Raw genomic sequence first — 26,319 nt, 5'->3', positions numbered from 1 at the left:
TTCTTGTCAATGCCATCTTGGGGTCATGCGGGACGTCGAGGTCATCGAGAGCGCGGAGGCGGCAGCCGCCGCCCTGGACCCAGTCCGGGCCCGGTTGCTCGCCGAGCTGGCCGTCCCGGCTTCCGCCGCCGGGCTGGCGTCCCGGGTCGGCATCGCGCGCCAGAAGATCAACTACCACCTCAAGTCGCTCGAGGCGCACGGCCTCGTGCGGCTGTCCGAGGAGCGCCGACACGGGGGCCTCACCGAGCGGGTGCTTCAAGCGTCCGCGGGGTCGTACGTCGTGTCGCCGGCGGCGGTCACCGCCTCTGCGGCCGACCCCGATGCCAACGCCGACCATCTGTCGGCGAGCTACCTCGTCGCACTGGCCGGCCGGCTGGTGCGTGAGGTCGGGGCCCTGGCCCGCCGGGCCGGCGCGTCCGGCAAGCGCCTGCCGACGCTGACCATCGACACGCAGATCGGCTTCCGGTCAGCCGCAGACCGGGCGGCCTTCGCGGACGACCTGACCGCGGCGGTGCTCGATCTGGCCGCTCGCTATCACCACGACGAGGGGCGCCCGCACCGGCTCCTGGTCGCCGCCCACCCCCTTCCCGAGGAGACCACATGAACACCACCGTCAACGTCCCGTACCGCCTCGAGTTCAGCGTCGAGGTTCCGGGCACCCCAGAGCAGGTCTGGCAGGCCATCGCCACCGCCAAGGGCATGAGCGCCTGGTTCCTGCCCACCGAGATGGAGGAGCGCGAGGGCGGCTCCCTGCACTTCTCCATGGGCCCCGAGATGGGCTCCGACGGCCAGGTCACCGATTGGGACCCGCCGCGACGCATCGTCTACGAGGAGGACTGGGCAGCCCTCATGGGCAAGGAGCCCGATGAGCTCAGCCCGCTGACCTCAGAGTTCCTCGTCGAGGCGCAGTCCGGCGGGACCTGCATCGTTCACGTCACGAGCAGCGGCTTCGGGACGGGCGCCGCCTGGGAGTCGGAGTTCTGGGACGACATGGGCCCCAGCTGGATGCCGTTCTTCGACAACCTGCGCCTCTACCTGACGCACTTCCCCGGCCAGCAGGCCACACAGCTCGAGGCCAGCGTCTCCCTCCCCGGCGACGCGGACGAGCTCTGGTCCACGTTGCGCGACGAGCTCGGTCTGGTCGAGGAAGGTGCGACCGTCGAGGTCCGCGACGCCACCGGCACGGTCGAGCGTCTCGGCGAGCGACAGGCGCTGGTCAGGCTCACCTCGCCGGTGCCGGGCATGCTCAGTGTCTTCACCCACGCCGAGGGCGGCAGCACGGCGACCGCGGGCGTGCGGGCGTACCTGTTCTCCGCCGACGCCGGGGACTACGTGCGGCGCGAGGAGCCGGCCTGGCGGGTCTGGCTGCAGGGGCTTGCCGTCCGGGCCTGAGCCTTGACGGTTGCTGTGCAACCCTCATTCGGCGTGCGAAGTGGAGTGGCCCACCAACATTGCATGCCTGACCCGTCGAGGGCGGGGTCGGTGCATGAGCCCCTTGCAGACGCAGTTCCCGCGACGGCCAGACCCCGTAGCGTTTCCGTCGATGCTGGAACAAGGGCTGATCGCGAGCCCACGCCCCTGATGAACCGCGCCGCACCCTTCCCCCACGATGCTCCGCCCGGGGAGGGGAGCTGGAATTCGCGGTCTCGCTCACCTGCCCCTGCACTGGGCACCACTGCGAGGTGGCACCTGACGCGTAAGTCGCGACCAGGCATCAGCGGCTCTGGGGCGCCCGCGGCGGCAGGTGCTCAGCGACGACCTCGCCTGGACGCCAGTGGATCCCGGGGATCGATTGCAGCGGTGCGAACGGGTCGGCTGCGCTTTGCCAGGCGATCGCGAGACTGTCCGCGATCAGCCCGGCCTCTCGGACAGACCCGTCGCCGCTCTGAGCACCGGGCGCGTCAGTCTGCCTCGTGTCGACTGGCCGCCGCTTCGGCCGTAGGCCGCACCTGCCCGGGCGGGTTTCGTCAGCCCACCAAATGCGGTGTGAACGGCGTCAGACAGAATGGATGGCCAGCCGGATCCAGCAGCACTCGCCAACGCGGATCCGGCTGCTCTGCCAGCCGGGCGCCAAGCGCGACCGCCCGCTCCTCAGCCGCGCCGAGATCGTCGGCTGTGAAGTCAAGATGCACGACTGACGTCCCCGGCCAGACCGGGGGACCATAACCCTCGACCTGCTGCGCAATCAGGACAGCCCCGGGCACCTCGATCCCGACGCTCGATTCCTTGGCCCACAGCTGACGACCCCCGAGCAGCCCCAGGTAGAAGTCGGCAAGGCGCTGAGGTTCAGGGCAGTCCAGTGAGATGCCCACTAGCCTCACCTGGTCGAATCCGGGCACAGGTGCACCCTATGCGCCGGGTCGCGCCTGCACCGCCCTCAAGGTCCCAGCGGTGCCGCGAGCACCTGCTCGAACGGGAGAGCGGAGGTGAGTGCTTCCGCCGACGAACGGGCTGTGTTGCCGCGGAGGGCTGCCGAACTCCTGGTCCTAGTGCACAGCTGGCCGCCGGTGATCTGCCTTGCGATTTCGGAGTAGCGAGGGTGGCGTAAGCGATGGCGAACACGCCGGCCACACAGGGACCACGATTGCTGTTGCGAGCAACCGACGTCCTGGGACGTGGACCTGATGCCCTCGTGGGCGCTCTCGGTCGGCCTGTCGCTACGGTGGACGCACACCCGTGGAGGTCGTTCCTGTGGTTGTCATGCTTCGGGTCGTTGTTGGCGTTCTCGTGATGGCGCACGGGTTGGTCCACCTGCTCTATCTCGCCACCGACGTGTCCCATTTCTCCCTCGAGCGGTCCTGGCTGGTGCCCGAGGCTGGCCGCCGCACAGCGGGGTACGTACTTATCGGCGCCACGATCGTCGGGTTCGTCCTGGTGGCACTCTGCGTGTGGCAGGTCCCGGCACTCAGGAGCGCGTGGCCGGTGTTCACCGTGGTCGCCGCCACCTTGTCCACGCTCCTGCTCGCCCTGTTCTGGAACCGGCAACTCGTCTTCGGCCTCGTCGTCAACGCCGCGCTGATCGTGGGGGCCCTCGTGCGACCGGTGTGGCTCGAGCGGTTCATGGCTGGGAGCTGAGCGGTGGAGCCATCAAAGTGTCTGTGTACGTGAGTGATTCGGGCAGCTTGGCTCAATGCTACCGCCGTACCGTGCGATCACCGTATCCGTGCACCGGGGCCACGCCGTGACGTCCCGACTCACATTGGCACTCAAGCACGACCGCAGGCGGCCACACCTCTCTTACGCCGCGAGGACATCACAAGGCTCCGCTGGCTTGAACCGCTGCCGAGGGCCGCGGGTGTGTACGGTGTCGACACAACCCGGGTGTTTCGCCCTGGGGTCGACGAACCCGGCCCTGCGGCCGCGCCGTTCACGAAAAGGAGGCACAGCGCATCAAGCTTCTTCTCACCTCTGGCGGCGTCACGAACGACAGCATCCGCGACGCGCTGGCCGACCTGCTGGGCAAGCCGATGGCCGAGTGCCACGCCTTGGTCGTCCCCACTGCGCAGTGGGGGCACCCGATGTGCGGACCATCGTCGGTGCAGGGCCTGGTGGCCGCCGAGCCCGACTTCCGGCACTTCACCGGCCTCGGCTGGGCGTCGCTCGGCGTCCTCGAGCTCACCGCGCTGCCCACCATCGGCACGGAGCGATGGCTCCCCTGGGTCCGAGAGGCCGACGTGCTCCTGGTCGACGGCGGCGACGCGACGTACCTGTGCCACTGGATGCGCGAGTCGGGATTGGCCGAGCTCCTGCCGTCGCTACCCGACATGGTCTGGGTGGGAGTGAGTGCCGGAAGCATGGTGATGACGCCCCGCATCGGGGCGTACTTCGTCGAGTGGCCCCAGGCGCCCGACGACCGCACCCTGGGAGTCGTCGACTTCTCGATCTTCCCGCACCTGGACCTCTTCCCGTCCAACACCCTCGCCCACGCGGAACGATGGGCCGCCGACATCGGCGTCCCCGCCTACGCCATCGACGAACAGACCGCCATCAAGGTCGTCGACGGCTCCGTCGAGGTCATCTCCGAAGGCCAGTGGACGAAGTTCGGGTGATAGCCGCACTCCAGAGGCTGGTGGATTGCGCCGAGTGCCGAACGCGCGGGGCCGTTGCCGGAAACGCCGAGCGAAGATCGTCATGCTCCTCGGGTGCGGCGTTGACAGCTTCACCCTCCCAGTACGTGACAAGGAACGCGTGCACGTCGAGCGGCTCAGAGCCGGGTCACCTCCCGCGTCACGCTCTGACAGGTACCCTCCACGCGGGCTGGCCTCGCACGCTGACAGCAAACTCACATTGCCGACGAGGATCAAAAGGCCGGAGGTGCGCCACGTCGCCGCCTGCCGCCCAATCTCGCCAACTCGGGCGTTCCCCGGGCCACCGACGACCGGCAGCCCTGCAATCGACCACGCCACAGCTGCGGTTTCAGGGCCTTCCGGGCGGTTATCGTCAAAGAAGGCACGGAGCTCCCTCCGTGGCATCCCGACTTCCGTGAGCGCCAGAACATGACGACCCTCGCTCCAACCGCCACCGCCGGGCGAACGCGTCTCCGGACGCCCACGCCGGAACGCCGCATCCTCGTGCTGGGGGTTATCGCGGCTGCATTCCTGCTGACCCAAGGCGTTGCCCAGGCGGTTACCCCCTTCATCCGCCAGGACGACTGGCCCTTCCTACTGCCCGCGGGCACGAGGGGAGTGCTTCCCACCAGCTACTACAACCTGAGCGAAGGACGCTGGCTGAACTCCGCGTGGTGGGCCGTCGTCGGTCAGCACGGCACGGCCACGACCGCGGCACTGAGCTACGCCGTGGGCTATGCCGCCCTCGTCGCGGGCATGTGGCGCGTCTGTCACCGCGCCGGCATCCGGCCCAGGCCCGCGGTCGATGCTCTGCTCGGCATCGCGCTCTTCGCTTCCTGCGTGTGGGTGCAGCTGCTCTACTGGCCGGGCACGCTCACGCCCTCTGTCTTCGTCGCTGCTGGCGCCCTGTGGCTCCTGCCCTGGGCGGCGCGCACGCCGATGCGCCTCGGACTGTGGCTCGTCCTCGGCGAGATTGCAGCCGTGCTGACCTACCCGCCGATCGGCGTCGTCCTCCTGGTGTTCGCTGTCGTGTTGCTGCGCGATGCGCCTTGGCGTCGCCTGCTCCGCATGGCCGCAGTCTGGGTGGCCGGGTTCGCCCTCGGCGTCGGTGTCGCCTACACGCTCAACTGGATTGTCTACGGGCACTTCGGTATCCAGCTCGCTGGCTGGCGCCGGTTCAACCCGCTCACCTCCCTCGACGCCCTCGGTGTCAACGCCGGGCGCTGGTTCGAGACCGCCGGGTCACTGTGGGCCGCCCAATGGTGGGCCTTGCTCGTGGGTCTCGTCGGGATCGTCCTCGGTTGGCGTGACCCCACCGTCCGGCCCCGACTCCAGCGCCTCCTGCTCGCCTTCGCCATCGCCTACGCCCTGGACGGGGCGCAGACACTCGCGACCGGCGTCGTGACGGAGGCCAGAGGCCAGCTGTGGACGTGGTTGTTCGCCGTGCTGCCGGTCGCGCTCCTGCTCATTGGCCGTCGGCGTCCTGCTCCCATCCCGACCGACCACAAGCCACCGGTCGACCGCATCGCCACGGTGCTGCTCGCTGTGCTCGCCCTCGGCGGAGTGCTGGCGTGGCGCGCCGACATCGGCGAGCACCAGGCCACGCGGATGCAATATGCGGCCATCGCCGCAACGGCTGCGGAGCACGGCCCCAGGACCGCCACGCCGACCGTCGTGGTCTACCAGGACCCCGCCCTGCGCTACACGCGCGAGGGCCGGATCATGGCCAGCACCCTTTTCATGGCGGTGCACCAGGAGCTGGACGGAGTGCTGCCCAGATGGTGCATCGGCGTCGAGTGCCGGCAGCTCGCCCAGCGCGCCGGATCCGGGCCGGTCATCCGCCTCGGATCCGTTGGTGGACCGGACCGTGTCGTGGGGGTCATCGTGCCGACTCCGCCCAGCTGGCTCTGAGCCGTGACGGGCACGGGCCGCGCGCCAACGCGGCCCCAACTCACGTGCCCGCACCCAGTCCGGAGAGGCGCCTGCGCAGGTGGGCTCGCTCCACCGCGTTGTCGGTCAGCTGGAGCGCCCGCTCATAGGCGCAGGTGGCCTCGGCGCCTCGGCCGAGGCGACGCAGCAGCTCGGCACGCGCCACGTGGTAGCCGTCGTAACCAGCCAGCTCCTTGTCCTCGAGCTCATCGACGAGGTCAAGCGCCCGGGCGGGGCCCTGCACCTCGGCAACCGCCACGGCTCGGTTGAGCGCCGTGATCGGCGTCGGCGCGATGGCCATGAGCTGGTCGTACAGCGCCACGATCTGCGGCCAGTCGGTGTCGGCTGCTCGAGGCGCATCGGTGTGGACGGCGTTGATGGCGGCTTGGAGCTGGTACGGCCCAGGGTCGCCGCGCCGGAGACACCGGCGGACCAGCTGATGCCCCTCGGCAATGAGGTTGCGGTCCCAGAGCGACCGGTCCTGCTCCGCCAAGAGGACCAGCTCTCCGCGCGCATCGGTCCGGGCGGCTCGCCGAGCCTCCGTGAGCAGCATGAGCGCGAGCAGGCCCGCTGCCTCCGGCTCGTCCGGCATGAGCTCGACGAGGATGCGGCAGAGGCGGATCGCCTCGGCACAGAGGTCGGTCCGCACGAGGTCGGCTCCCGCGGTCGCCGAGTGGCCCTCCGTGAAGACGAGGTAGAGCACCGCCAGCACGGAGGCGAGCCGGTCCGGCAGGTCCGCGTCCCGCGGCACGCGGTACGGGATGCCAGCATCGCGGACCTTCTTCTTGGCACGGACGATTCGCTGCGCCATGGTCGGCTCGGGCACGAGGAACGCACGGGCGATCTCCGGCGTCGACAGGCCTCCGAGCAGCCGCAGCGTCAGCGCCACCTGCGCCTCGCGCGACAGCGCCGGGTGGCAGCAGGTGAAGATGAGGCGGAGCCGGTCATCGCGCACTGGCCCCTCCTCCCAGGCATCGTGGAGCGTGTCGTCGCGCGCATGGAGCAACAGTGATTCCGTATGCCGCTGGGCTCGGGACGCTTCCCGGCGCAGTCGGTCTGTGGCTCGGTTTCGGGCCGTCGTGATGATCCAGCCTGCGGGGCTGGGCGGTAGGCCGTCGCGGGGCCACCGCTCGACGGCGACCGTGAAGGCGTCCTGGACCGCGTCCTCGGCGAGGTCGATGTCGCCGAGAACGCGGATCAGGACCGCCACGGCCCGCCCGTGCTCCTCGCGGAAGACGCGGGCGATGTCGTCGGACGTCACCGTCATCCCGTGCAGGCCGTCCTCACTCGGTCGTGGGCTGCTGCCCCGGGTCGTCCTCAGTGACGAACGGGCGAACCTCCACCGGGAACCCGGTCGCGCTCGCGATCCGTTCCGCCCAGCGGAGCACGCGGTCGTAGTCGTCGGAGCGGACGATGGACAGGCCGCCGAGGTGCTCCCTGACTTCGGCATACGGCCCGTCGGTCAGCAGCGGCGATCCGTTGGCTCCGACGCTCACGGTCGTGGCCGAAGCGAGGTCGCCCAGGCCGCCCGCGAAGACCCAGCCGTTCGCGGCCCGGATCTCGTCGTTGACCCGCTCGATCTCCGCCATGACCGGGCCGAGGTCGAGGTCCTCGGGCGGCGGCACGTTGGGGGTGTACAGGCTCATCAGGTACGTCTTCATCGTCGTGTCCTTCCATACTCATCGTGACTCGGTGACGGACGTCGGTCGGGACGTCTCACCAGCTACACGAATGGGGCCAGCCCGCATCGACAGCCGCGGGGGCTTCGGGGACGTTCTGCACACACGATGCCGGCCATCTCAGGTGCGGACCCGCTGCTCGACGAGACCGACGGTGTTCCCCTCGGAGTCCTTGATGAAGGCCATCCACTCGTCGGTGCCCGCGGGTCCGAGGGTGGCGTCCTCGTGCGTGAAGATGACGTGCGGTTCCCCGACGACCTCGACCCCGCGCTCGCGAAGCCGCGTCAGCGTCGCCTCGAGGTCAGAGACACCCACATAGACGAGGGCGCTCGGAGCGCCGTTGTCGAGGAGGAGCCGCACGCCACCCACATCGAAGAAGACGAGGCCCGGCGGGTCGAAGGTCGCGACCGGCTCGGACCCGAGCAGGTCCGCATAGAAGGCCGCGGCCCGGCCGAGGTCCTCCGCGCGCTGCGCGACCTGCACCAACCGCAACTGCTTGAGCTGACCCCCCACGTCACACCCTCCTCGCCAGCCGATCCCGGCGCCCGTTCGTCCGCCGCTGTACCGCCATCGTCCAGCACAATGGCCGACATGAGCGAGCATCGTCCGGTGGACACGTGGCTGACCGACATGGACGGCGTGCTCGTCCACGAGGAGCAGGCGATCCCCGGCGCACAGGAGTTCGTCGCGGCCCTGCGTGCGTCGGGCAAGCAGTTCCTCGTCCTGACGAACAACTCGATCTTCACCCCCCGGGACCTGCGCGCCCGCCTCGTCGCGAGCGGCATCGACGTTCCAGAGGAGTCCCTGTGGACCTCGGCCCTGGCGACCGCCAAGTTCCTGGCCGACCAGCGACCGGGGGGCAGCGCCTTCGTCGTCGGGGAGGCGGGGCTGCTCACCGCGATGCACGACGTCGGCTTCGTCATGACCGACCGCCATCCCGACTACGTCGTGCTCGGTGAGACGCGCACCTACTCGTTCGAGTCGATCACCCGCGCGATTCGCCTCATCGAGAACGGCGCCCGTTTCATCGCGACCAACCCCGACCCGAGCGGTCCGAGCCCCTTCGGCACTCTGCCAGCCACGGGGTCGGTCGCGGCACTCATCTCGACTGCGACCGGTCGCCAGCCCTACTACGTCGGCAAGCCGAACCCGCTCATGATGCGCAGCGCGCTCAACCGGATCGACGCCCACTCGGAGACGACCATCATGGTCGGCGACCGGATGGACACCGACATCGTCTCCGGGCTCGAGGCCGGGCTGCGCACCGTCCTCGTCCTGACCGGGTCGACGCGCCGGGAGCAGGTCGAGACGTACCCCTACCGTCCCAGCCGGATCGTCGACTCCGTCGCGGACCTCATCCGCTTCGTCGACCACGGCCACGGGGACGAATGACGGGATGACTCGGCCCTGACAGTGGCCGCCAAGCACAGGCACCCTCAGCCTGTCCCGTCACCTGTCCCGGCCGACCCACCAACGACGGCGAGCCGCAGACTCGGGGGTGGCAGGCCGCGCAGCGGCAGCGCGCCGAGCCTGCTCAGCCTGCTGCTGCTCCCGCAGCCGTCGCCATGCCTCCACCATCTCTTCGACGTCGAGTGTCTTGGCCAGCATGGGCGGCAGCCTTCCCACGGCGGGCCGGAGGCGGTCGGCGAGCACCCGCCGGTTGTAGTCCTCGATGATCTCCCGGACGTTCTGCTCCGTCGCGACGTCCATGAGGGAGCCGGGATAGGTCGCCGCCTCCTTGCGCAGCGCGAGGGCGCCCGGGAGTGCCCCGCCCAGGTCGAGGTTCTTCCGCGCGGCGTAGCGCTTGATCCACCAGTCCGGGTCATTCGCGTCGTGCAGGTCGAGGGGCTTGCCGGCGCCTGGCAGGTTGTCGAACTCGCCACGCTCCTGAGCCTCGCGGATCGCCTTCTCGACGCTGCTCTCGTAGTAGGGCGGCTGCGACATGTCACCACCGTAACCCGGCCTGGCGCACCCAGGCCGGGCTCAGAGGCGGGCGAGCACGGCGTCGAGCATCGCCTCGGTGAGCTTGCCGGTGAAGGTGTTCTGCTGGCTGACGTGGTAGCTGCCGAGGAGGCGGACGTCGTGGCCGTCCGGGCGGCGCAGCAGCGCTTCCGCTCCGTGGCCGAAGCGGGCCTTGGGCCGCGGCACCTGCCACCCGAGGCGCCGGGCCGCGCCCAGCGCCGCGTCCCAGCCGATGGCGCCCAGGGCGAGCATCGCTCGCAGGCCGGTTGGCGAGGTCGCCGTCAGCTCGAGGTCGCGGTCGAGCCAACCGGAGCACGCGGACTTCTCCTCTGTCGTGGGCCGGTTGGCGGGCGGCGCGCACCTCACCGTGGCGAGGATCCGGATTCCCTTGAGCTCCAGCCCATCGCCCGAGGAGACCGACGTCGGCTGGGAGGCGTACCCGGCCCGATGGAGCGCCGCGTAGAGCCAGTCGCCCGAGCGGTCGCCGGTGAACATCCGACCGGTGCGGTTGGTCCCGTTCGCCGCCGGAGCGAGCCCGACGATCAGTACGTCCGCGTCGGGATCTCCGAACGACGGTCCCGGGCGACCCCAGTAGGGCTGGTCGGCGAACGATGCCCGGCGCCCCTGGGTCGCGACCGACTCCCGCCAGGCGACGAGTCGCGGACACGCACGGCAGACGGAAACCCGCGCATCGAGCTCCTCCAGCGCCCTCGCGCCACCCGCCAGCTGCTGCACCTCGGCGGCACTGCGCGCGACAGGAGTCTCTGGCGTGGCCGGGTCGCCGGGCCACCCCGTCCCCGGAGGCACCGGCGAGGGAAAGAGCTGGCCCGTCACCGGATGCGGGTCCAGACGCTCGGTCGTCATGGCCCGACTCTGCCATCCCGCGAGCATGATGGTGGGACAGCCGCGGTTCACCCCGACGCCGCCCGCGGTGAGCCCGTTCGATGAACCGGGGGGCTCCGCCCGGCGTCTCCGGGGACAGCAGTGCCGAGGGAGGTTGGTGGTCAGATGCCACTCGACGACGACGCCGTCGAGGCGATCTATCGCGAGCACGGCCCGATGCTCCGCAGGGTCGTCTGGCGGGCCACGACGGACGCGGATCGGGTGGACGACATCGTGCAGGAGACGATCCTGCGCGTCTGGCGCCAGGCTCCCGAGGCCGACAACCTCCGCGCCTACCTCATCACCACGGCCAGACACCTCATCGTCGACCAGCACCGCGCCGCCGGGCGGCGGCCCCAGCAGGCCCGCCTCGTGGACCTGCCCGAGACCGAGTCCGCCATCGACCGGGCCCTGGACCAGGTGCTCGTCGAGGAGGCCCTGGCACGGCTACAGCCCACGCACCGCGAGGTCGTCAGCTGTCTCTACTACGAAAGGCTCTCGGTGGCCGAGACCGCCAACCGCGTGGGGGTGCCCGAGGGCACCGTGAAGTCCCGCGCCTTCTACGCCGTGCGCAGCCTGCGCGTCATCTTGGACGAGATGGGGGTGACCCGATGACCGTCGACCAGAACCAGCAGGAGCACGACCAGCTGCACCAGCTCCTCGGCGCCTACCTCCTCGGGGGCCTGTCCGACGATGACCACCGCGCGTTCACCGAGCACCTCCGCAGGTGCCCGACGTGCCAGCAGGAGCTCGGCCAGGTCTCCGGGCTGCCGAGACTGCTCTCCCTCGTCGACACACAGACGCAGGTGCCGTATGCCGCCGAGCTCGCTCCCGAGACAGCTGCGGGTGCGAGTCTGGCCGGGTCTTCCAGCACTGGTCTGGCCGACCTTCTCGATGCTGCTCGGCGCCGGCGGCGCCGGCGACGGTCCTGGTTCGCGGCCGCAGCCGCGGCAGCCGCCGTGGCGGTGTTCGGCGTCGGCACCTGGCTCGGCCCGGGGCTGCTCAACCCGCCCCCGCCGGCGGAACACTTCACGGCGACCGCAGCCGGCTCATCTGCGAGGGTCGGGGTCGAGCTTGTGAAGCGCGGCTGGGGCACCCAGCTCAACCTCGCCTGCCAGGACATGCCCGTCGGCCAGGAGATCGTCGTCTATGTCGTCGATGCCACCGGGCGGGAGTCGGCGGCTGGCTCCTGGCTCGGCACCGAGTCCGGCTACTCCAAGGTGACCGGAGCCACGGCCTTGCGGCGCGACCAGATCCGATCCATCAAGGTTCGCACGAGCTCAGGAGCGGTCATCGCCACTGCCTCGACGTGAGGGCCGCAACGCGGATGACGGCGAGCCCTCCCCTTCTGGCAGGCGGCGTGCAAAGGTGAGTCAATGGCGAAGGACTTGGACATCCAGCACCGGATCACATCGCTCATCGACGAGGAGCACCGGCTGAGGAACGCGCTTCAGGCAGGCCGGATCGAGGCGGAGGACGAGCGGACGCGGCTCGGGCAGCTCGAGGTCGAGCTCGACCAGTGCTGGGACCTGTTGCGCCAGCGGCGGGCAAAGCGTGAGTTCGGCGAGAATCCGGACGAGGCCCAGGTCCGCGACCCCAAGACCGTCGAGGGCTACATCGGCTGACGCCGGCCGGACCGTCGCCGGGGCCAGGGCGATCAGTCGGCGTGCTCCGGGGGCCAGACGACCCGGAACCGTTCGAGGACGATCTCGTCGAGCTCCGACCACGTGGCGCCCCGGGAGGCACTGGTGCGCTCCCAGTAGCGACGGTGGTTGGCCCGCCAGCTCGCGAGGGTTCGGTCGTCCTCCCCTTCGTCGTGGGCGAAGGCCGCGTCGACGTCGTCGAAGGTGGCGATGCGCAGCTCGATTGAACGGATGACCACGCGCGGCCGCCCGGAGCCGTCGCAGGCGATCCAGTGCGAGCCGACCCTGGGCAGCGGCTCGTCCTCAGCGAGGAAGTCGTCGACCAGCGCAGCTGTCGCGCGCTTGGGGCCGGCGAGCACTTGGGCGAGGAGCTCATCGGCAAGAGCGTCCGAGTCGCCGAACCGCTCGACGGTGTAGTCCGCGCCGGCACGCACGAGCTCGGGATGCGCCTCGGTGTAGGCCTGCCACATGACCAGTGCCGCGTCCCGGTCCACCGGGGTCGGGTCGGATCCGGCGATGGTGCACCTCGTCTCGTATGGAACGCGGTGCGGGCGCGAGACCAGCCCCCCGGTCTCGCGCCCGCTTTCCCCTCGTCTGCCCAGAGCCACTGCTCTCGACGCTGATACCTGACCATCGCAGATTCCTTGCAATTCGTTACGCAACTATTTGGTTGCACATCTCAACACGGGTGTGCAACTCTAGGGTTGCAGGACCATCCGCGGAAGGACGTGCCCATGAGCACCCAGGACATCCCCGACACCATCGAGCGACACATCGAGATCGCAGCACCGATCCACCGGGTCTGGGCTCTCGTCTCCGAGCCGGGCTGGTGGATCAACGAGGGCGAGATCCGGCAGCACCGACTGGAGCAGCGCGAGGGCCACGTGGTCGTCCACGACGAGACCCACGGCGCGTTCCCCATCGAGACGATCGAGCTGCGCGAGCCGGTCTACGCGTCCTTCCGGTGGCTCTCGAGCGAGGACGAGGAGCACGGCGACGAGCACATCCCGACGGTCGTCGAGTTCACCCTGGAAACCTCCGACCACGGCGTCATCGTGCGCGTCGTCGAGACCGGCTTCGCCGAGGGCGGGGTCGCGGATGACGCCGCGCGTGCGGCCGCGCACCGCGACAACACAGAGGGGTGGGAGATCGAGCTCGCCGCGGCTCGGGGCCACCTCGAGCAGGCGTGATCTCCCTGATCGTCGGCCCCTCCAGCCCCCGGACGACCGTCGCGGCGGTCTTTGCGTGCCTCGCGGACGAGAGTCGGCGGGAGGTCCTCGACGTGCTCGTCCGGGATGGCAGGGCGAGTGCAAGCGCCATCGCCCGCGAGGTGCAGATCTCACGCCAGGCGGTGGCAAAACACCTGGTCCTGCTTGCCGAGGCCGGCCTCGTCACCTCGGAGCGAACGGGGCGCGAGGTGCTCTACAGTGTCCAGCCACGACCGCTGCAGGACGCAGCCCGATGGCTCGATCGGTCTGCCGCTGCCTGGGACCGCCGCCTCGCCGCCCTCAAGTCGGCCGCGGAGGGCCGGGGGGACGATCAGACGGCGAGCAGGTAGTCGGCCAGCTCGGCCGGCCGGGAGAGCGCCATGAGGTGACCGCCGGGAAGCACGTCCGGCTCGATCCCGAGCCGTTTCCGGGCGACACACTGCTGGAAGGACACGGGGAAGAAGCGGTCGTCGCGGCCCGCGACGACGCGGATAGTGATGGGCGGCCACTCGGTGAACTCGCACGGGGCCATGAAGACGGTATCGCTCTCGTCCCGCTGATGGTCGGCTCCGGACGCGAGGACCTCGGGCGGCACGTCATGCGTGAAGTGGGTCTGCAGGTCGAACTCCACGGGCCAGCCACCTGCCTCGGCGGCGGCCCGCACGGCTGCCTCGTGGTCCACGTGGCCCCACCAGTCGCCGGCCGTCTCACCCGGCCCCGGGATCATCGCGTTGACGAAGACCAGCGCGCGCAGGCCCGGGTGCTCGCCCGAGGCCGCGGCCTGGGTGGCGGAGAACCCGCCGAGGGACTGGGCGACGAGGACGACGTCGGACCGTGAGCCAACCGCGTCGGAGACGATTCGCGCATATTCGGGAAGTCCGCTGGCGGGGTCGTCGGCCGGCAGGTCGAGGGCAATGGCGTCATGGCCTCCGTTCGTGAGGAGCGGGACGACACGGTGCCAGTACCAGGCTGCGCCGCCCGCACCCGGCACGAGGACGAATGTGGTCACTGTCCACATGCTAGGCGAGCGGCGCCCAGTGCGCGACAGAAAGGACCGCTTGCCGCCGCCTGCCAGGCGCGGCTCGATCGTCAGTCCGTCCGCCTCCTCCGGGTTGTCACCGCAGAACCAGGGCTCAAGCCGGGGTGGCCGGGCTAGGGTCGGCCACGTGATGGTTGAGGTGAGGACTCCCGATGGGACCCCTGAGGCGTGGTTGTCCCGACCCGGAGACGTCGACGGGGGGGCACCGCTGCCGGGTGTCCTGTTCTTCATGGACGCCATCGGGCTGCGGCCCCGGATCATCGAGATGGCCGACCGCATCGCATCGTGGGGATACGTCGTCCTGGCGCCGAACGTCTTCTACCGCAGCGGAACTGCTGCAGAGACCTCCCCGGACGGACCGCTCGACTCCAACGAGAAGCGCGCGGACTTCTTCACCGGAGTCCGGCCCCGCATGGCCACCCTGACGACGAAGCTGGCCGTGGCCGACATCGCCGCCTATGTCGATGCGCTCGTCTCACGCGCCGATGTGGCGGTGCCGATCGGCGTGGTCGGGTACTGCATGGGGGCACGGCTGGCCGTCCGCGCCGCTTGCGCTCACCCCGACGTTGTCGCGGCCTGCGGAGGTTTCCATGGCGGTGGCCTCGCGAGTGATGCCGCCGACAGTCCGCACCTCGGGCTCCCGGCCGCCCGTGCGGAGTTCGTCTTCGGCCACGCGGACAACGACGCGTCGATGGATGTCGAGGCTGTGGCCCGACTGGACGAGGGCCTGCACAATGCGGGTCTCACCGCGATGAACGAGATCTACGACGGCACCGCCCACGGCTACACGATGTCCGACACGGCGGTCTACGACGAGGCTGCCACGGAGCGCCACTTCGCCGCGCTGCGCGACCTGTTCGACCGGACGCTGCGCTGACTGCGGCGCCCTGAGGTCAGTCGTCGAGCCAGTCTCCGTCACGCATGAGGTCCCGAGCGGCGAGCTCGTTCTCCTCGCGCCACGCCTGGACCCGCGTCGGCCGCACCCGGAAGTAGAGGTACCGCGCCCGAAGGGACCGGGGGTCGAAGCCCGTGCGCAGGGCGAACCGGTCGCCGTCCTCGGAGGACAGGTCCGCGGCATCGATGACCTCGACGTCGCCGTCGACCATGACGACGTCCCGGGTCGCACCGAACGCCAGCCGGACCCCGCCAGTGGCCACCAGCGCGCGTCCGGTCGGGCTCGATGCGCTCGTCGAGAGCAGGACCGTCACGCCGTCCCACACGAAGGACAACGGCACCAGCTGGGGGGCTCCCGATTCCGGGTCACTCGTGGCGACCCAGCAGTCGACCAGGCGGTCGAGCATCGCCAGCGTGTCCTCGATCCGCTGGCGCCGCGGCCGCGCCGGTGGCGGTGGCGTTGTCGTCACGGCGCCGATACTGCCACGCGATGCCCCCTGCCCGAGCAGGCGGTGCCCTGCCTGGGGAGTCGTCGGCGACTCGGGCGATCAGTGGCGGCGCTTCGAGCGGGCCTTGACCTTGGCGACCCGCGGTCGGACGAGCAGGTAGACGGCGGCGACGAAGCCGAGCACGGTGACGATCCGGTTGGGGTCGACGGCTGGCTCCCACTTGACCTCACTGCCGCGGATGACGTACGCCCCGGCGGGCCGGCCACCCAGGCCGTAGCCGCCTCCCTCACCCTCTTGGTGCTTCTCCTCGTCGTGCCCCCCTCCGCCGCCGCCTCCGCCGAAGACCTTGGCAGCCGGGATGATCGTGAGGCCATCCTTCTCGTACGGCTCGCCGTACACCCTGCGCACGGAGACCGCGTCGGATGTCTTGAGCAGCTCTGAGATGTTCATCGACCCTCCTTCAGGACCCTGCACCCGGATGGGCGCACTCTCCAGCCTGCGGGCCCAGCGCACAGGATGGAAGGGCAAACGTCCCGACACTCGGGCTGTCAGTGGTGCCCGCAAGGGTGGTGGCGTGACAAAGGTCCTGTTCCACGCCGACGGCGACGCGTTCCTCGCGTCGGTCGAGCAGCGGGACGACGACCGGCTCCGCGGACGACCGGTCGCGGTGGGTGAGCAGGTCGTCGCGTGCGCGTCCTACGAGGCGCGAGCGCTGGGCGTCCACGCGGGGATGCCGATCGGTCAGGTGCGCCGACGGTGGCCACAGGTCTGCGTCGTGCCGTACCGGCCCCACGTCTACGACGAGGCGTCGGCCCGGTTGTTCGAGGTGTTCCGCGGTTTCACCCCGCTTGTCGAACCAGGCTCGATGGAGGAGGCGTTCCTCGACGTCACCGGACGTGATCGCGAAGACCCGGCCGGTCTCGCCGCGGCCCTGCGCGCCGAGGCCCGCGCCAGGGTGGGCGTGCCGGTCAGTGTGGGCGTCGGCCGCACCAAGCTCATCGCGAAGCTGGCGAGCCGACGGGCCAAGCCGGACGGGCTCGTCGTCGTCGATACGGCCCTGGAGGAGCGGCTCCGCCCCCGCCTCCGGCTCGATGACCTGTGGGGAGTCGGCCCCACGACGTACGAGAGGCTCCACGCCGCCGGCCTCGTCACGGTCAGCGATCTCTCCGGCACGAGCGAGGGGGATCTGCGCGCGCACGGCATCTCGACGGCGATGGCGCGCCGGCTCGTGTCGATCGCGACCGGCACCGACGACGCCACGATCCGCCTGCCGACGGCCCGCAAGTCCGTCGGCGCCAGCCGGTCCATGCCGTCGACGCGCACGCGTTCCACCGTGCGCGCCGCGCTTGCCGCACAGGTCTCCCGCGCGCTCGAGCGGCTCGGCGCGGACCCGCGCCTGCCTCGCCGCCTCGAGGTGCAGGTCCGCTACGACGACGGCGCCGTTCTGGTCCAGCGGGGACCGCTGCCGACGCCGACGCGAGACCCAGCCGCCGTTCTCGCCTCGGCGGGCGCGCTCCTCGATACGAGCGGTTGGGAGCGGGACGGCCGCGGCGTCACGCTCGTCGGGATCGCGCTCCACCTGCCGGCGCAGCCGTCCGGCCCTTGACGTCACGCCCACGTGAGCTTCCACGATGGTCACATGACGGCGCCTGAAACCCAGCCCACCGTGGAGCCGACGCTCGCACCCGGGGACTCAGCGGCATACCTCCTCCGCCTCGGCATGTCGGCACCCGCTGCACCCACGAGCGAGGCCTTGACGGAGCTCCAGCACGCGCACCTCACCCACGTGCCCTTCGAGAACCTCGACATCGCGCTCGGCCGGCTGATCCGCCTCGACCGGGACGCGCTGCTGCACAAGGTGCTGCAAGAGGGTCGCGGCGGGTACTGCTACGAGCTGAATGGGCTCTTCGCAATGCTCCTGCGGAGCGTGGGGTATGCCGCTGACCTCCTCAGCGCCCGCGTGGCCACCGAGGGCGGTGGAGTCACCGAGGAGTTCGACCACCTGGCGCTCCTCGTCACCTCCCCGCACCTGGTGCAGCCCCACCTCGTGGATGTCGGCTTCGGCGACGCCTTCCTCGAGCCGCTGCCGTTGGAGGACGGCTTCAGCCGGCAGGAAGGCGGCAAGGCCGTCGGCCTCGCGCGCGGCGACGACGGCGAGTGGGGCTACTGCGAGGACCACGGCAACGGGTGGGAGGCCCAGTACCTCTTCTCGACCACGCCCCGTCGGATGACCGAGTTCGAGGACCGGAACCGGTGGCAGCAGATCTCGCCGCAGAGCCACTTCACGCAGAAGCGGGTCGCCTCGCGCGTGACCGACAGCGGTCGCGTGACCCTGAGCCTGTCAACGGCAGGCCGGCGGCTCATCACCACGGAGGACGGAATGAGGTCGGAGCGGGACATCCCGGTTGCGGACGTTTCCCGGGTGTTGGAGGAGCTTTTCGGCATCCGGCTCGACGACGCGGCGGCCCGCCGGATCGCGGAGCCTGCGCCAGTGGCCTGAGACCGGCTCGGTCGCTCAGTCGCGTGGCAGCGCGGGAGGGAGATCCGCGGGATCCGCGGTGGGCCATGCGTCAGGTTCGGGCCCGAGCCGAGTGAGCAGTTCCACCTGCTCGCGGGACCACGACGAGATCTGGCGTCGTCCGGCCAGGACGTCGCTCGCGAACTCATCCCAGTCCGCCCACGCGGTCTCGGCCACCTCGTCGCCGTTTGGTGAGGGACTCCCGGCGACCCGGCCGACGAGGACGGGGCACTGCTCCCACTCGACGATGCCGCCCATCTCCGCGCGGTAGGCGAAGCGCGGCAGAACGAGGCGAAGGTCGCGCACCTCGAGACCGAGCTCATCGGCGGCGCGCCGGCGCACGGCGTCGGGCAGGCGCTCGCCGGGTGCGGGGTGTCCGCACACCGAGTTGGTCCAGACTCCCGGGAACGTCGCCTTGTCGAGGGCCCGCTGGGTGAGGAGGAGCTCGCCCCGGTCGTTGAAGAGGTAGGCGGAGAAGGCAAGGTGCAGGGGCGTCTCCCCGTGATGGACGATCGCCTTGGGTGCGATGCCGATCGCCTCGCCGTCCGGTGAGAGGAGGACGACGAGCTCGTCGCCCATCATGGCGCCGGCCTTGCGAGCTCGTTGACGGCGACGCGGAAGACGGCTGGGAGGGCGGCGGCCGCGGGCACGACGAGGCGCCTGCCCCACGCGGGACGGCTCACCTGGACGAGGCTGCGGGTCAGCAGGGCGTAGCGCCGGGTGGCCGCCCGCCAGGAGCGCTCGTAGGACTGCGGCTTCGCGAGGGCGATCGCCGCCACCGCGGCTCGCGCATGGGCCATGCCCAGCGAGATCCCCTCGCCGGTAAGGGCATCCACGTAGCCGCTCGCGTCGCCGGCGAGCAGGACTCGGCCGGACACACGCCGGGTGGTTCGCTGGTGGAAGGGCCCAGCGCCACGCAGCGAGGTCATGACAGGCGCATCGGCGAGTCGATCACGCAGCTCCGGGAAGCCCTCCAGATGGTCCTGGGCAGACTGCCGTCGCCGGCTGAGGACGGCAACCCCGACGAGGTCGTCCGCCACCGGAGTGACGTAGGCCTCGCCGTGCGCACTCCAGTGCACCTCGACATGATCTCCCCACGGCGTGCAGCGGTAGTGCTGACGCAGCCCGTACCGCTTCGTGGTGCGCAGGGGCGCAGGTCCGGACGGCGCCCCCCGGTCGAGTCCGAGGAACCGTCGCGTCGGTGAATGAAGGCCGTCGGCGGCGACGACCCAGGGCGCGCGAAAGGTCGGGCCCGGTGCGCCGCTCATCTCGGTGAGGACCGTGACGCCCGCGTCGTCCTGCGTCATCCCCGTCGCTGCGAGCGCCTGCACGTCGACCCCAGCCCTGGCGACCGCGTCGAGCAGCGCAGCATGCAGCGTGGTGCGCCGGATGCCGCGGCCCAGCCCGGCGGAGAAATCTGCCTCCGCACCTCGGCCGCCGGCGAGGTAGCGGATCCCTCGCAGGTCGTGGCCCGGTGCGTCGACGCCCAGATCGAGCAGAGCCTGCAGGCCGCCCGGCATGAGACCCTCTCCGCACGCCTTGTCGATGACGCCACGTCGGGGCTCGAGGACGAGCGGGACGAGTCCGCGCCGGGCCGCATAGAGGGCCGTGGCGAGGCCGACCGGTCCGCCACCGATGACGAGCACGTCGACCGTGCCGGGCTGGTCGGTCATGGTGCCGCCGCGAGCTCGCGCAACGCCTGGTTCTCGACCCGGAGCCGCTCGCGGAGCAGTGCGGCATTCGCGACGGTGAAGAGGACGGCGGTGACCCAGGCGGTGTGGACGAGCGGGAGTGCAAAGCCCTCGGCGACGACAGCGACGTAGTTCGGGTGCGGCATGATCCGGTAGGGGCCGCGGCGCACCAAGGGCAGTCCGGGGACCACGATGACGCGGGTGTTCCACTGGTTGCCGAGGGTCGCGATGCACCACCATCGGAGGGCCTGTGAGAGGACGACGACGGCGAGCATGGACCAGCCGAGAGCTGGGAGGAACGGGCGATTGGCGACCCACACCTCCACGACCGCGCCGACCAGCAGGCCGGTGTGCAGGAGGACCATGAACGGGTAGTGGCTCTGTCCTCGTTCGACTCCGCCGCGCGAGAAGGCCCACGCCGCATGGCGTTTCGACACGACCAGCTCGGCGAGCCGCTCGAGCCCGACGATGACGGCGAGTCCGGTGAACAGCCACTGCGACAGATCGGCCACGTCCGTCAGCACCTCAGCCCGCCATGCGCAGCAGGACGAGCTCGAGGCAGAAGCCCGGTCCCATGGCAAGGAGCAGGCCCCAGCTGTCAGGCTCCGGCGTGCGGTCGCGCAACGTGTCTGCGAGGACGTGGAGCACCGACGCCGAGCTGAGGTTGCCGATCTGGTCGAGGGAGCGCCACGTGACGACGAGCGCGTCGCGGTCGACCTCGAGCGCCTCCTCCATCGCCTCGAGCACCTTCGGGCCCCCGGGATGGGCGACCCACCAGCCGATGTCCGCTCGGGTCAGCCCGTGGTCGCCCAGGAACCGGTCCACGTCATCACGGACGTTCGTGCGGACGAGGTCGGGCACCTCGACACCGAGGACGATGCGCAGTCCCGTCGCGCCGACGTCCCAGCCCATGGCTCGCTCGGTGTCGGCATAGAGCCTGCTCCGCGTGGCCACGACCCGCGGCTGACCGGCGGCCAGGCCAGGGGCCCGACCGGACCCCACCATGACGACCGCTGCTGCGCCGTCGCCGAACAGGCCGCTGGCGACGAGGTTCGCCACGGACGCGTCGTCCCGCTGGACGGTGAGGCTGCACAGCTCGACGGAGAGCAGGACTGCGACGTCGTCCGGGTGGCCGAGCAGGTAGTCGTGGACCCGGGCGATGCCGGCGGCGCCGGCCACGCACCCGAGACCCACGAGCGGCACGCGCTTGACGTCATCGCGCAGGCCGATCTCTGCGGCGATCCGCGCCTCGATCGACGGGACGGCCAGCCCGGTGATCGTGGTGGAGACGATGAGGTCGACCTCCGCCGGGCCGACCCCCGCGGCAGCCAGCGCCTTGCTCACTGCATGACCGCCGAGCTGGGTGGCCACCCGGATGAACTCATCATTGGCTTCGCCGAAGTCCGCCAGCTCCCAATAGCGGTCGAGGGGCAACGCGAGATGCCGCTGGCTGACCCCGGCATTGGCGTGGAGGCGCTCGAGCACCTGCCGGTCAGAGCCAGCCGCACCGAGCACTCCGGCGAACGCCGCGGTGATCTCCGCCTGCGCGTAGGTGTGCTCCGGTAGGACGCCTTGGACAGCCGCTAGGTGGCTCACGCAGTCAGCCTAAGCGCCACAGCGGCCGTGGGGTCCTGACGGGGCCGGGCGCGACCTCGGATCCGGGCCGTACGCTCGACTGGTGTCGACAGTCGGGGCCATTCGCGGTCTGGCGCTGTCCTGCCACCCGGGCCCCACGGTGGCGGTCACCACCTTCACCGCGCTGCTCGCTGCCTCGGCAGGGCACACGCTGTCGCGCGGCCTGCTCGTCACCTCGGCGGTATTCGCCGGGCAGCTCTCGATCGGCTGGTCGAACGACCTCATCGACGCCTCACGTGACCGGGCCGTCGGCCGCGGCGACAAGCCGATCGCCCGAGGCGAGGTCGCCGAGGCAACCGTGCGTCTCGCGACGATCACGGCCCTCGCGGCCTGCCTCGTCCTCTCCTTCGCGTGCGGGATCGCCGCGGGGACGGTGCATCTCATGCTCGGTGTCGCGTCCGGCTGGGCCTACAACCTCTGGTTCAAACGCACAGCCCTCTCACCACTGCCCTACGCCGTGGCCTTCGCGATCCTGCCGGCCGTCGTCACCCTCGCCCTGCCGACGCCCCAGTGGCCGCCGGCGTGGGTCATGGTGACCGGCGGGCTGCTCGGCGTGGGCGCGCACTTCCTCAATGCACTCCCCGACCTGGCCGACGATGCCGACACGGGCGTGCGAGGCCTCCCCCAGAGACTCGGCGCACCGGTCGTGCGGATCGTCGCGCCCGTCGTCCTCCTCGCAGGCTCGGTTGTCGCCGCCGTGGGACCCGGGCTCGACGCGAGCTCGGCCCTTCTGCTGGCCGGCTGTGCCGTCCTGGCGGCCGTCGCGGTCACTGCCAAGGGTCGCATCCCGTTCCTTGCCGCCGTCGGCATCGCCCTGCTCAACGTGGTGAGCCTCGTCGTGCACGCCTGACCCACCCACTCGTCGAAGGTGCACTCCGCGCCGTGACAGCATCGGCAGGTACTGCACACTCGACGGGGAGGGCGGGAGGGGCCGGACGGTGGCTGGGCGCGGTGTCGGCTCAGCGGCATACGATCAAGCCGTGAGCGCCAAGCCAGCGGTACTCGAGGTCCCCGGCCCAGACGGTTCGGTTCGCGACGTGCGGATCTCGAGCCCTGACCGGGTGCTCTGGCCCCCCCAGGGGATGGCTGACGGTGCGCCCGTGACGAAGCTCGATCTCGCCAACTACATGCTGGCAGTGGGCGATCCGCTTCTGCGGGCTCTCGGCGACCGGCCCGTGACGCTCCAGCGCTTCCCGGAGGGCATCGAGGGCGAGGAGTTCTTCAGCAAGAACCCGCCCAAGGGCGTCCCCGCGTTCACGCGCACGGTCATGTGCACCTACCCGTCCGGCCGCAAGCACCTGCAGCTCGTCTTCGACGAGGTTGCGAGTGCCATGTGGGCCGTGCAGATGAACGCGATCACCTTCCATCCCTGGCCGGTGCGCACGGCCAACGTCGACAACCCCGACGAGCTCCGGATCGATCTCGACCCGCAGCCGGGGCGCGACTTCCGGGACGCGGTCGAGGCAGCGTTCGCGCTGCGCGAGGTGATGGCCGAGATCGGTCTGACCGCGTGGGCGAAGACGTCGGGCAACCGGGGCGTCCATGTCTATGCGCGGATCGCGCCGAGCCACGAGTTCCTCGACGTCAGACACGGCGTCATCGGCATCGCCCGCGAGCTCGAGCGACGCCTGCCCGACCTCGTGACGACCTCGTGGTGGAAGGAGGAGCGGGGCGAGCGGATCTTCGTCGACTTCAACCAGGCGTGCCGCGATCGGACCATCGCCTCGGCCTACTCACCGCGACCCCTGCCCGGCGCCCCGGTCTCCACGCCCGTCACGTGGGAGGAGCTCCGCGACACCGACCCGCGGGCGCTGACGATCCGCACTGTCCCCGGGCTCGTGGCCGACCGCGGCGACGCCTGGGCGGGCATCGATGACGCGGTGGGTGATGTCGCCAACGCAATCGCCCTCTGGGACAAGGACGTCGAGCGCGGGCTCGGTGAGCTGAACTTCCCGCCCGACTACCCGAAGATGCCCGGCGAGCCACCCCGCGTCCAGCCGAGCAAGCGTCGGCAGGACAAGTCGGACGACGAGTACATGGCGCCCAAGGCCGAGCGCGACGCCGGGCTGCGGGAGCTCTGGGGCCCCGTGCCGCCGCCGGTCCCGCCGATGCTGGCCAAGGCGGTCAAGGACTTCGGCGCGGTCAAGGGCGAGGTCGTCTACGAGCCGAAGTGGGACGGGTTCCGCTCGATCATCTTCCGCTCTGGAGACGAGGTCGAGATCGGCAGCCGCAACGAGAAGCCGATGACCCGGTACTTCCCGGACATCGTCGAGGCCGTCAAGGCGAGCTTCCCGGAGCGGGCCGTCATCGACGGCGAGATCATCCTCATCGACCCCGCGGACGGCAACCGTCTCGACTTCGAGCTGCTCCAGCAGCGGATCCACCCGGCTGCGTCGCGGGTGCGCAAGCTGTCGGTCGAGACGCCCGCGAGCTTCGTCGCCTTCGACCTGTTGGCGCTCGACGACGAGGACTTCACCGGTCGCCCCTTCAGCGAGCGCCGGGCCGCCCTGGAGCAGGCGCTCGGCAAGGCAGAGGCTCCGATCCACCTCACCGCGATGACCTCGGACCGGGCCGAGGCCAAGGACTGGTTCGAGCAGTTCGAGGGAGCCGGTCTCGACGGCGTCATCGCCAAGCCGGTCGACGTGCGCTACGAGCCGGACAAGCGGGTCATGTTCAAGATCAAGCACGAGCGCACGGCCGACTGCGTCGTCGCTGGCTACCGCACCCACAAGACTGATGCCGAGGCGATCGGATCGCTGCTGCTCGGCCTCTACGACGCCGACGGCAACCTTGCCAGCGTTGGTGTCATCGGCGCCTTCCCGATGGCCCGTCGACGTGAGCTCTACGAGGAGCTCCAGCCGCTCGTGGCCGAGTGGGACGACCACCCCTGGAACTGGGCCAAGCCGGAGGAGGGCGTGCGGACACCGCGATCATCAGAGTTCTCCCGGTGGAACAACCAGAAGGACCTCTCCTTCACGCCGCTGCGGCCGGAGCGTGTCGTCGAGGTTCGCTACGACCACATGGAGGGCAGCCGCTTCCGCCACACTGCGCAGTTCGTCCGCTGGCGCGACGACCGGACCCCCGAGTCGTGCACCTTCGAGCAGCTCGAGGAGCCGGTCAGCTACGACCTCGCCGACGTGCTCTCTGCCGGACGCGACTGAGCAAGGACGCGAGCTGGCTTGCAGCGCAAGCCAGCTCAGCGGCATACGGCATCACTGTGTGCCGTTGAACGCCTCAACCACGAGGTCGTATGCCGCTGGGCTCGCGGCGGCGACCAGACCCGGGGCCGCGACGTCGCTGGCGACATAGGGCTGGCCGTCGGTCCGTCCGACGAGACCGCCCGCCTCGTGGACGATGAGCGAGCCCGGAACGTGGTCCCAGGGCCGGGTCGAGCCGTAGAGCAGGTAGTCCGTCTCGCCCTCGACGAGCTTGGGGTAGTCGATGCCGCAGGACACCCACGTCAGGGTGAGCGGCTCGAGGTCGCCGAAGGCCCTGCCGATCCACGTGCGACGGGAGGTCCGCCCGGACAGCGTGGCCCCGTCCGGCGGGGTCCGGTGCAGGCGCTCGCCGTTGCGGTAGGCCCCCGCCCCGCGCTCGGCGACGTACGCGAGGCCGTGCTGCGGCTGCCAGATCCAGCCGCGGATCGCCACGCCGTCACGGACCTCGCCCACCATGACGGCGTGGTCCGGTGAGCCGTGCACGAAGTTCTTGGTGCCGTCGACCGGGTCGACCGTGAACGCGTGCGAGGCCGATGCATAGGCCCCGAGCAGGAGACCCTGAGCCGCGTGCGCCTCCTCGCCGAGCACCACCGCATCCGGGTAGGCGGCGTTGAGGGCCTTGGTGATGAGGACCTCGGCCTCATGGTCGGCCACGGTGACCAGGTCGCCCGGGTTCTTCTCGTGGATCTCTCCGGTGGCCAGGGCGCGGAACCTCGGGTTGATGACCTCCTCGGCCACGTCCTTGAGCAGGGTCAGGACGGCATCGGTATCCACGGTCTCAAACCTATCCGGGCCCGGGCTCGAGCCCCCGGACGAGCGCCTGCAGGCCGAGCTCGAAGCTGTCGTGGTCGATCCGCGCAGCATCAGAGCGCAACCGGTGGGCCTGCGTCAGGTGCGGGTAGCGGTCGAGGTAGACCTGCACGTCGTCGGCGAACCCGGACGCGAACGGCGTGGACGCGGCGCCGATGACGAGGTACTTGACGGCTCCGGAGATCTCCGTGGCTCGCCGGGCCGGCCATCCGGCGCCGACCAGTCCGCCGTGGACGGCGTTGGCCATGGCGAGGAACTCGTCCCGGCGCTGGGTACCTGATGCGATGATCGGCGCGGCGTTGGGATGAGCTGTCAGGGCGGCGTGGTACGAGCGGGCCCAGGTGAGCAGTCCTTGGCGCCAGCCCTGCTCGAAGCCGCTCGTGTCGACCTGTGCGATGAGCCGGTTGGCGACCGCGTCCAGGACGTCGTCCTTCGTCGCGTAGTGGGTGTAGAGCGATGCGGCCTGGACCCCCAGCGCATCGGCGAGGCGGCGCATCGAGAGCGCAGAGAGCCCGTGATCGTCGATGAGCTCGAGCGCGACATCACGGATGCGCTCCCGGCTGAGCAGTGGCGTGCGCGGCCTCGGCATGGCCCTCCCTCTGGCGAAACTAACGTCGTTAGGTTAACATCCAAACACTGTTAGGTAAGAGTGGACTGGACCGCCCGCACTCCCCCGAGACGAGAGACGATCGACC

General features: G+C 70.5%; 32 protein-coding genes. 16 read left to right on the top strand and 16 right to left on the bottom strand.

Features of this window, described 5'->3' with window-relative positions:
* Positions 1-25: 25 nt before the first annotated feature.
* The gene (locus tag ABF401_RS05645; protein WP_353508556.1) at positions 26-604 is read left to right on the top strand and encodes an ArsR/SmtB family transcription factor; all 579 of its coding nucleotides are present in this window, start codon (positions 26-28) and stop codon (positions 602-604) included.
* Entirely contained in the window at positions 601-1,392 is a 792-nt protein-coding gene (locus ABF401_RS05640; protein ID WP_353508555.1) for an SRPBCC family protein, read from the top strand. The genes ABF401_RS05645 and ABF401_RS05640 overlap by 4 nt, the downstream gene beginning before the upstream one ends.
* Before the next feature lie 575 nt (positions 1,393-1,967).
* On the opposite strand, the gene ABF401_RS05635 is transcribed toward ABF401_RS05640, so the two are convergent.
* The gene (locus tag ABF401_RS05635) at positions 1,968-2,312 is read right to left on the bottom strand and encodes a VOC family protein (RefSeq protein ID WP_353508554.1); all 345 of its coding nucleotides are present in this window, start codon (positions 2,310-2,312) and stop codon (positions 1,968-1,970) included.
* A gap of 388 nt (positions 2,313-2,700) precedes the next feature.
* Between ABF401_RS05635 and ABF401_RS05630 the strand changes: the two genes are divergently transcribed.
* From ABF401_RS05630 to ABF401_RS05620, 3 genes are all read left to right on the top strand, one after another.
* Positions 2,701-3,075: a hypothetical protein gene (locus ABF401_RS05630; RefSeq protein WP_353508553.1), complete on the top strand. Its 375-nt coding sequence runs from the start codon at positions 2,701-2,703 to the stop codon at positions 3,073-3,075.
* A gap of 314 nt (positions 3,076-3,389) precedes the next feature.
* Positions 3,390-4,049: a Type 1 glutamine amidotransferase-like domain-containing protein gene (locus ABF401_RS05625; protein ID WP_353508604.1), complete on the top strand. Its 660-nt coding sequence runs from the start codon at positions 3,390-3,392 to the stop codon at positions 4,047-4,049.
* Between the two features lie 447 nt (positions 4,050-4,496).
* Positions 4,497-5,978: a hypothetical protein gene (locus tag ABF401_RS05620; RefSeq protein ID WP_353508552.1), complete on the top strand. Its 1,482-nt coding sequence runs from the start codon at positions 4,497-4,499 to the stop codon at positions 5,976-5,978.
* Positions 5,979-6,018: 40 nt separating this feature from the next.
* Here the strand turns inward: ABF401_RS05620 and ABF401_RS05615 are convergent, their stop codons facing one another.
* The 3 genes from ABF401_RS05615 to ABF401_RS05605 form a co-directional block, all read right to left on the bottom strand.
* Positions 6,019-7,263, bottom strand: a complete 1,245-nt coding sequence (locus tag ABF401_RS05615) for an RNA polymerase sigma factor (RefSeq protein ID WP_353508551.1) — start codon at positions 7,261-7,263, stop codon at positions 6,019-6,021.
* A gap of 16 nt (positions 7,264-7,279) precedes the next feature.
* Positions 7,280-7,657 carry a YciI family protein gene (locus ABF401_RS05610; protein WP_353508550.1) on the bottom strand — a complete coding sequence of 126 codons (378 nt, stop codon included), beginning with the start codon at positions 7,655-7,657 and terminating at the stop codon, positions 7,280-7,282.
* A 138-nt stretch (positions 7,658-7,795) separates the two neighbouring features.
* Positions 7,796-8,167 carry a VOC family protein gene (locus tag ABF401_RS05605; protein WP_353508603.1) on the bottom strand — a complete coding sequence of 124 codons (372 nt, stop codon included), beginning with the start codon at positions 8,165-8,167 and terminating at the stop codon, positions 7,796-7,798.
* Between the two features lie 90 nt (positions 8,168-8,257).
* Between ABF401_RS05605 and ABF401_RS05600 the strand changes: the two genes are divergently transcribed.
* Complete coding sequence (locus ABF401_RS05600) at positions 8,258-9,067, top strand: HAD-IIA family hydrolase (protein ID WP_502908196.1); 810 nt, start codon at positions 8,258-8,260, stop codon at positions 9,065-9,067.
* 57 nt (positions 9,068-9,124) lie between these two features.
* Here the strand turns inward: ABF401_RS05600 and ABF401_RS05595 are convergent, their stop codons facing one another.
* The gene (locus tag ABF401_RS05595) at positions 9,125-9,619 is read right to left on the bottom strand and encodes a DnaJ family domain-containing protein (protein ID WP_353508548.1); all 495 of its coding nucleotides are present in this window, start codon (positions 9,617-9,619) and stop codon (positions 9,125-9,127) included.
* 39 nt (positions 9,620-9,658) lie between these two features.
* Positions 9,659-10,501 (bottom strand): uracil-DNA glycosylase, encoded by an 843-nt coding sequence (locus tag ABF401_RS05590; protein WP_353508547.1) that lies wholly within the window; start codon positions 10,499-10,501, stop codon positions 9,659-9,661.
* 144 nt (positions 10,502-10,645) lie between these two features.
* Here ABF401_RS05590 and ABF401_RS05585 point away from each other — a divergent pair, with 144 nt between their 5' ends.
* From ABF401_RS05585 to ABF401_RS05575, 3 genes are all read left to right on the top strand, one after another.
* Positions 10,646-11,134 carry a sigma-70 family RNA polymerase sigma factor gene (locus ABF401_RS05585; RefSeq protein WP_353508546.1) on the top strand — a complete coding sequence of 163 codons (489 nt, stop codon included), beginning with the start codon at positions 10,646-10,648 and terminating at the stop codon, positions 11,132-11,134.
* Positions 11,131-11,832, top strand: a complete 702-nt coding sequence (locus ABF401_RS05580) for a zf-HC2 domain-containing protein (RefSeq protein ID WP_353508545.1) — start codon at positions 11,131-11,133, stop codon at positions 11,830-11,832. The genes ABF401_RS05585 and ABF401_RS05580 overlap by 4 nt, the downstream gene beginning before the upstream one ends.
* A 63-nt stretch (positions 11,833-11,895) precedes the next feature.
* Positions 11,896-12,144 carry a DUF2630 family protein gene (locus ABF401_RS05575; protein WP_353508544.1) on the top strand — a complete coding sequence of 83 codons (249 nt, stop codon included), beginning with the start codon at positions 11,896-11,898 and terminating at the stop codon, positions 12,142-12,144.
* Between the two features lie 32 nt (positions 12,145-12,176).
* On the opposite strand, the gene ABF401_RS05570 is transcribed toward ABF401_RS05575, so the two are convergent.
* Positions 12,177-12,632 (bottom strand): ASCH domain-containing protein, encoded by a 456-nt coding sequence (locus ABF401_RS05570; protein ID WP_353508602.1) that lies wholly within the window; start codon positions 12,630-12,632, stop codon positions 12,177-12,179.
* A gap of 264 nt (positions 12,633-12,896) precedes the next feature.
* Here ABF401_RS05570 and ABF401_RS05565 point away from each other — a divergent pair, with 264 nt between their 5' ends.
* Together ABF401_RS05565 and ABF401_RS05560 are read left to right on the top strand one after the other, a co-directional pair.
* Positions 12,897-13,352 carry an SRPBCC domain-containing protein gene (locus ABF401_RS05565; RefSeq protein ID WP_353508543.1) on the top strand — a complete coding sequence of 152 codons (456 nt, stop codon included), beginning with the start codon at positions 12,897-12,899 and terminating at the stop codon, positions 13,350-13,352.
* Entirely contained in the window at positions 13,349-13,720 is a 372-nt protein-coding gene (locus ABF401_RS05560; RefSeq protein WP_353508542.1) for an ArsR/SmtB family transcription factor, read from the top strand. Before ABF401_RS05565 ends, ABF401_RS05560 begins: the two co-directional genes overlap by 4 nt.
* Here ABF401_RS05560 and ABF401_RS05555 read toward each other — a convergent pair.
* On the bottom strand, positions 13,702-14,379 hold the full coding sequence (locus ABF401_RS05555; protein ID WP_353508541.1) for an alpha/beta fold hydrolase: 678 nt from the start codon (positions 14,377-14,379) through the stop codon (positions 13,702-13,704). The two genes, ABF401_RS05560 and ABF401_RS05555, sit on opposite strands and share 19 nt — an antisense overlap.
* Positions 14,380-14,539: 160 nt before the next feature.
* On the opposite strand from ABF401_RS05555, the gene ABF401_RS05550 reads away from it, so the two are divergent.
* The gene (locus ABF401_RS05550) at positions 14,540-15,286 is read left to right on the top strand and encodes a dienelactone hydrolase family protein (RefSeq protein ID WP_353508601.1); all 747 of its coding nucleotides are present in this window, start codon (positions 14,540-14,542) and stop codon (positions 15,284-15,286) included.
* A 16-nt stretch (positions 15,287-15,302) separates the two neighbouring features.
* On the opposite strand, the gene ABF401_RS05545 is transcribed toward ABF401_RS05550, so the two are convergent.
* Together ABF401_RS05545 and ABF401_RS05540 are read right to left on the bottom strand one after the other, a co-directional pair.
* Complete coding sequence (locus ABF401_RS05545) at positions 15,303-15,773, bottom strand: pyridoxamine 5'-phosphate oxidase family protein (RefSeq protein ID WP_353508540.1); 471 nt, start codon at positions 15,771-15,773, stop codon at positions 15,303-15,305.
* Between the two features lie 78 nt (positions 15,774-15,851).
* Complete coding sequence (locus tag ABF401_RS05540) at positions 15,852-16,202, bottom strand: spore germination protein GerW family protein (protein ID WP_353508539.1); 351 nt, start codon at positions 16,200-16,202, stop codon at positions 15,852-15,854.
* 124 nt (positions 16,203-16,326) lie between these two features.
* Between ABF401_RS05540 and ABF401_RS05535 the strand changes: the two genes are divergently transcribed.
* Together ABF401_RS05535 and ABF401_RS05530 are read left to right on the top strand one after the other, a co-directional pair.
* Positions 16,327-17,358, top strand: coding sequence for a Y-family DNA polymerase (locus tag ABF401_RS05535; RefSeq protein ID WP_353508538.1), 1,032 nt, complete (start codon positions 16,327-16,329; stop codon positions 17,356-17,358).
* Between the two features lie 33 nt (positions 17,359-17,391).
* On the top strand, positions 17,392-18,252 hold the full coding sequence (locus ABF401_RS05530; protein WP_353508537.1) for an arylamine N-acetyltransferase family protein: 861 nt from the start codon (positions 17,392-17,394) through the stop codon (positions 18,250-18,252).
* Positions 18,253-18,267: 15 nt separating this feature from the next.
* Here the strand turns inward: ABF401_RS05530 and idi are convergent, their stop codons facing one another.
* Genes idi through ABF401_RS05510 form a run of 4 tightly spaced genes read right to left on the bottom strand, consistent with a single transcriptional unit; the run spans position 18,268 to position 21,557 of the window.
* The gene (gene idi, locus ABF401_RS05525) at positions 18,268-18,852 is read right to left on the bottom strand and encodes an isopentenyl-diphosphate Delta-isomerase (RefSeq protein WP_353508536.1); all 585 of its coding nucleotides are present in this window, start codon (positions 18,850-18,852) and stop codon (positions 18,268-18,270) included.
* Positions 18,849-19,943, bottom strand: a complete 1,095-nt coding sequence (locus ABF401_RS05520; RefSeq protein WP_353508535.1) for an NAD(P)/FAD-dependent oxidoreductase — start codon at positions 19,941-19,943, stop codon at positions 18,849-18,851. The genes idi and ABF401_RS05520 overlap by 4 nt, the downstream gene beginning before the upstream one ends.
* Positions 19,940-20,473, bottom strand: coding sequence for an isoprenylcysteine carboxyl methyltransferase family protein (locus tag ABF401_RS05515; RefSeq protein WP_353508534.1), 534 nt, complete (start codon positions 20,471-20,473; stop codon positions 19,940-19,942). The genes ABF401_RS05520 and ABF401_RS05515 overlap by 4 nt, the downstream gene beginning before the upstream one ends.
* Positions 20,474-20,486: 13 nt before the next feature.
* Positions 20,487-21,557, bottom strand: a complete 1,071-nt coding sequence (locus tag ABF401_RS05510; protein ID WP_353508533.1) for a type III polyketide synthase — start codon at positions 21,555-21,557, stop codon at positions 20,487-20,489.
* An 82-nt stretch (positions 21,558-21,639) separates the two neighbouring features.
* Here ABF401_RS05510 and ABF401_RS05505 point away from each other — a divergent pair, with 82 nt between their 5' ends.
* Positions 21,640-22,446 carry a UbiA family prenyltransferase gene (locus ABF401_RS05505; protein ID WP_353508532.1) on the top strand — a complete coding sequence of 269 codons (807 nt, stop codon included), beginning with the start codon at positions 21,640-21,642 and terminating at the stop codon, positions 22,444-22,446.
* 130 nt (positions 22,447-22,576) lie between these two features.
* The gene (locus ABF401_RS05500; protein WP_353508531.1) at positions 22,577-24,757 is read left to right on the top strand and encodes an ATP-dependent DNA ligase; all 2,181 of its coding nucleotides are present in this window, start codon (positions 22,577-22,579) and stop codon (positions 24,755-24,757) included.
* 51 nt (positions 24,758-24,808) lie between these two features.
* On the opposite strand, the gene ABF401_RS05495 is transcribed toward ABF401_RS05500, so the two are convergent.
* Positions 24,809-25,588: an inositol monophosphatase family protein gene (locus ABF401_RS05495; RefSeq protein ID WP_353508530.1), complete on the bottom strand. Its 780-nt coding sequence runs from the start codon at positions 25,586-25,588 to the stop codon at positions 24,809-24,811.
* Between the two features lie 10 nt (positions 25,589-25,598).
* Positions 25,599-26,213 (bottom strand): TetR/AcrR family transcriptional regulator, encoded by a 615-nt coding sequence (locus ABF401_RS05490; RefSeq protein WP_353508529.1) that lies wholly within the window; start codon positions 26,211-26,213, stop codon positions 25,599-25,601.
* Positions 26,214-26,319 lie beyond the last annotated feature (106 nt).

It is taken from the genome of Intrasporangium sp., from assembly GCF_040414665.1.
In the GTDB taxonomy this organism is placed as follows: Bacteria; Actinomycetota; Actinomycetes; order Actinomycetales; family Dermatophilaceae; genus Intrasporangium.
Note: the sequence above shows the minus strand (reverse complement) of the source record. Positions and strands in the feature narration are given on the sequence as shown.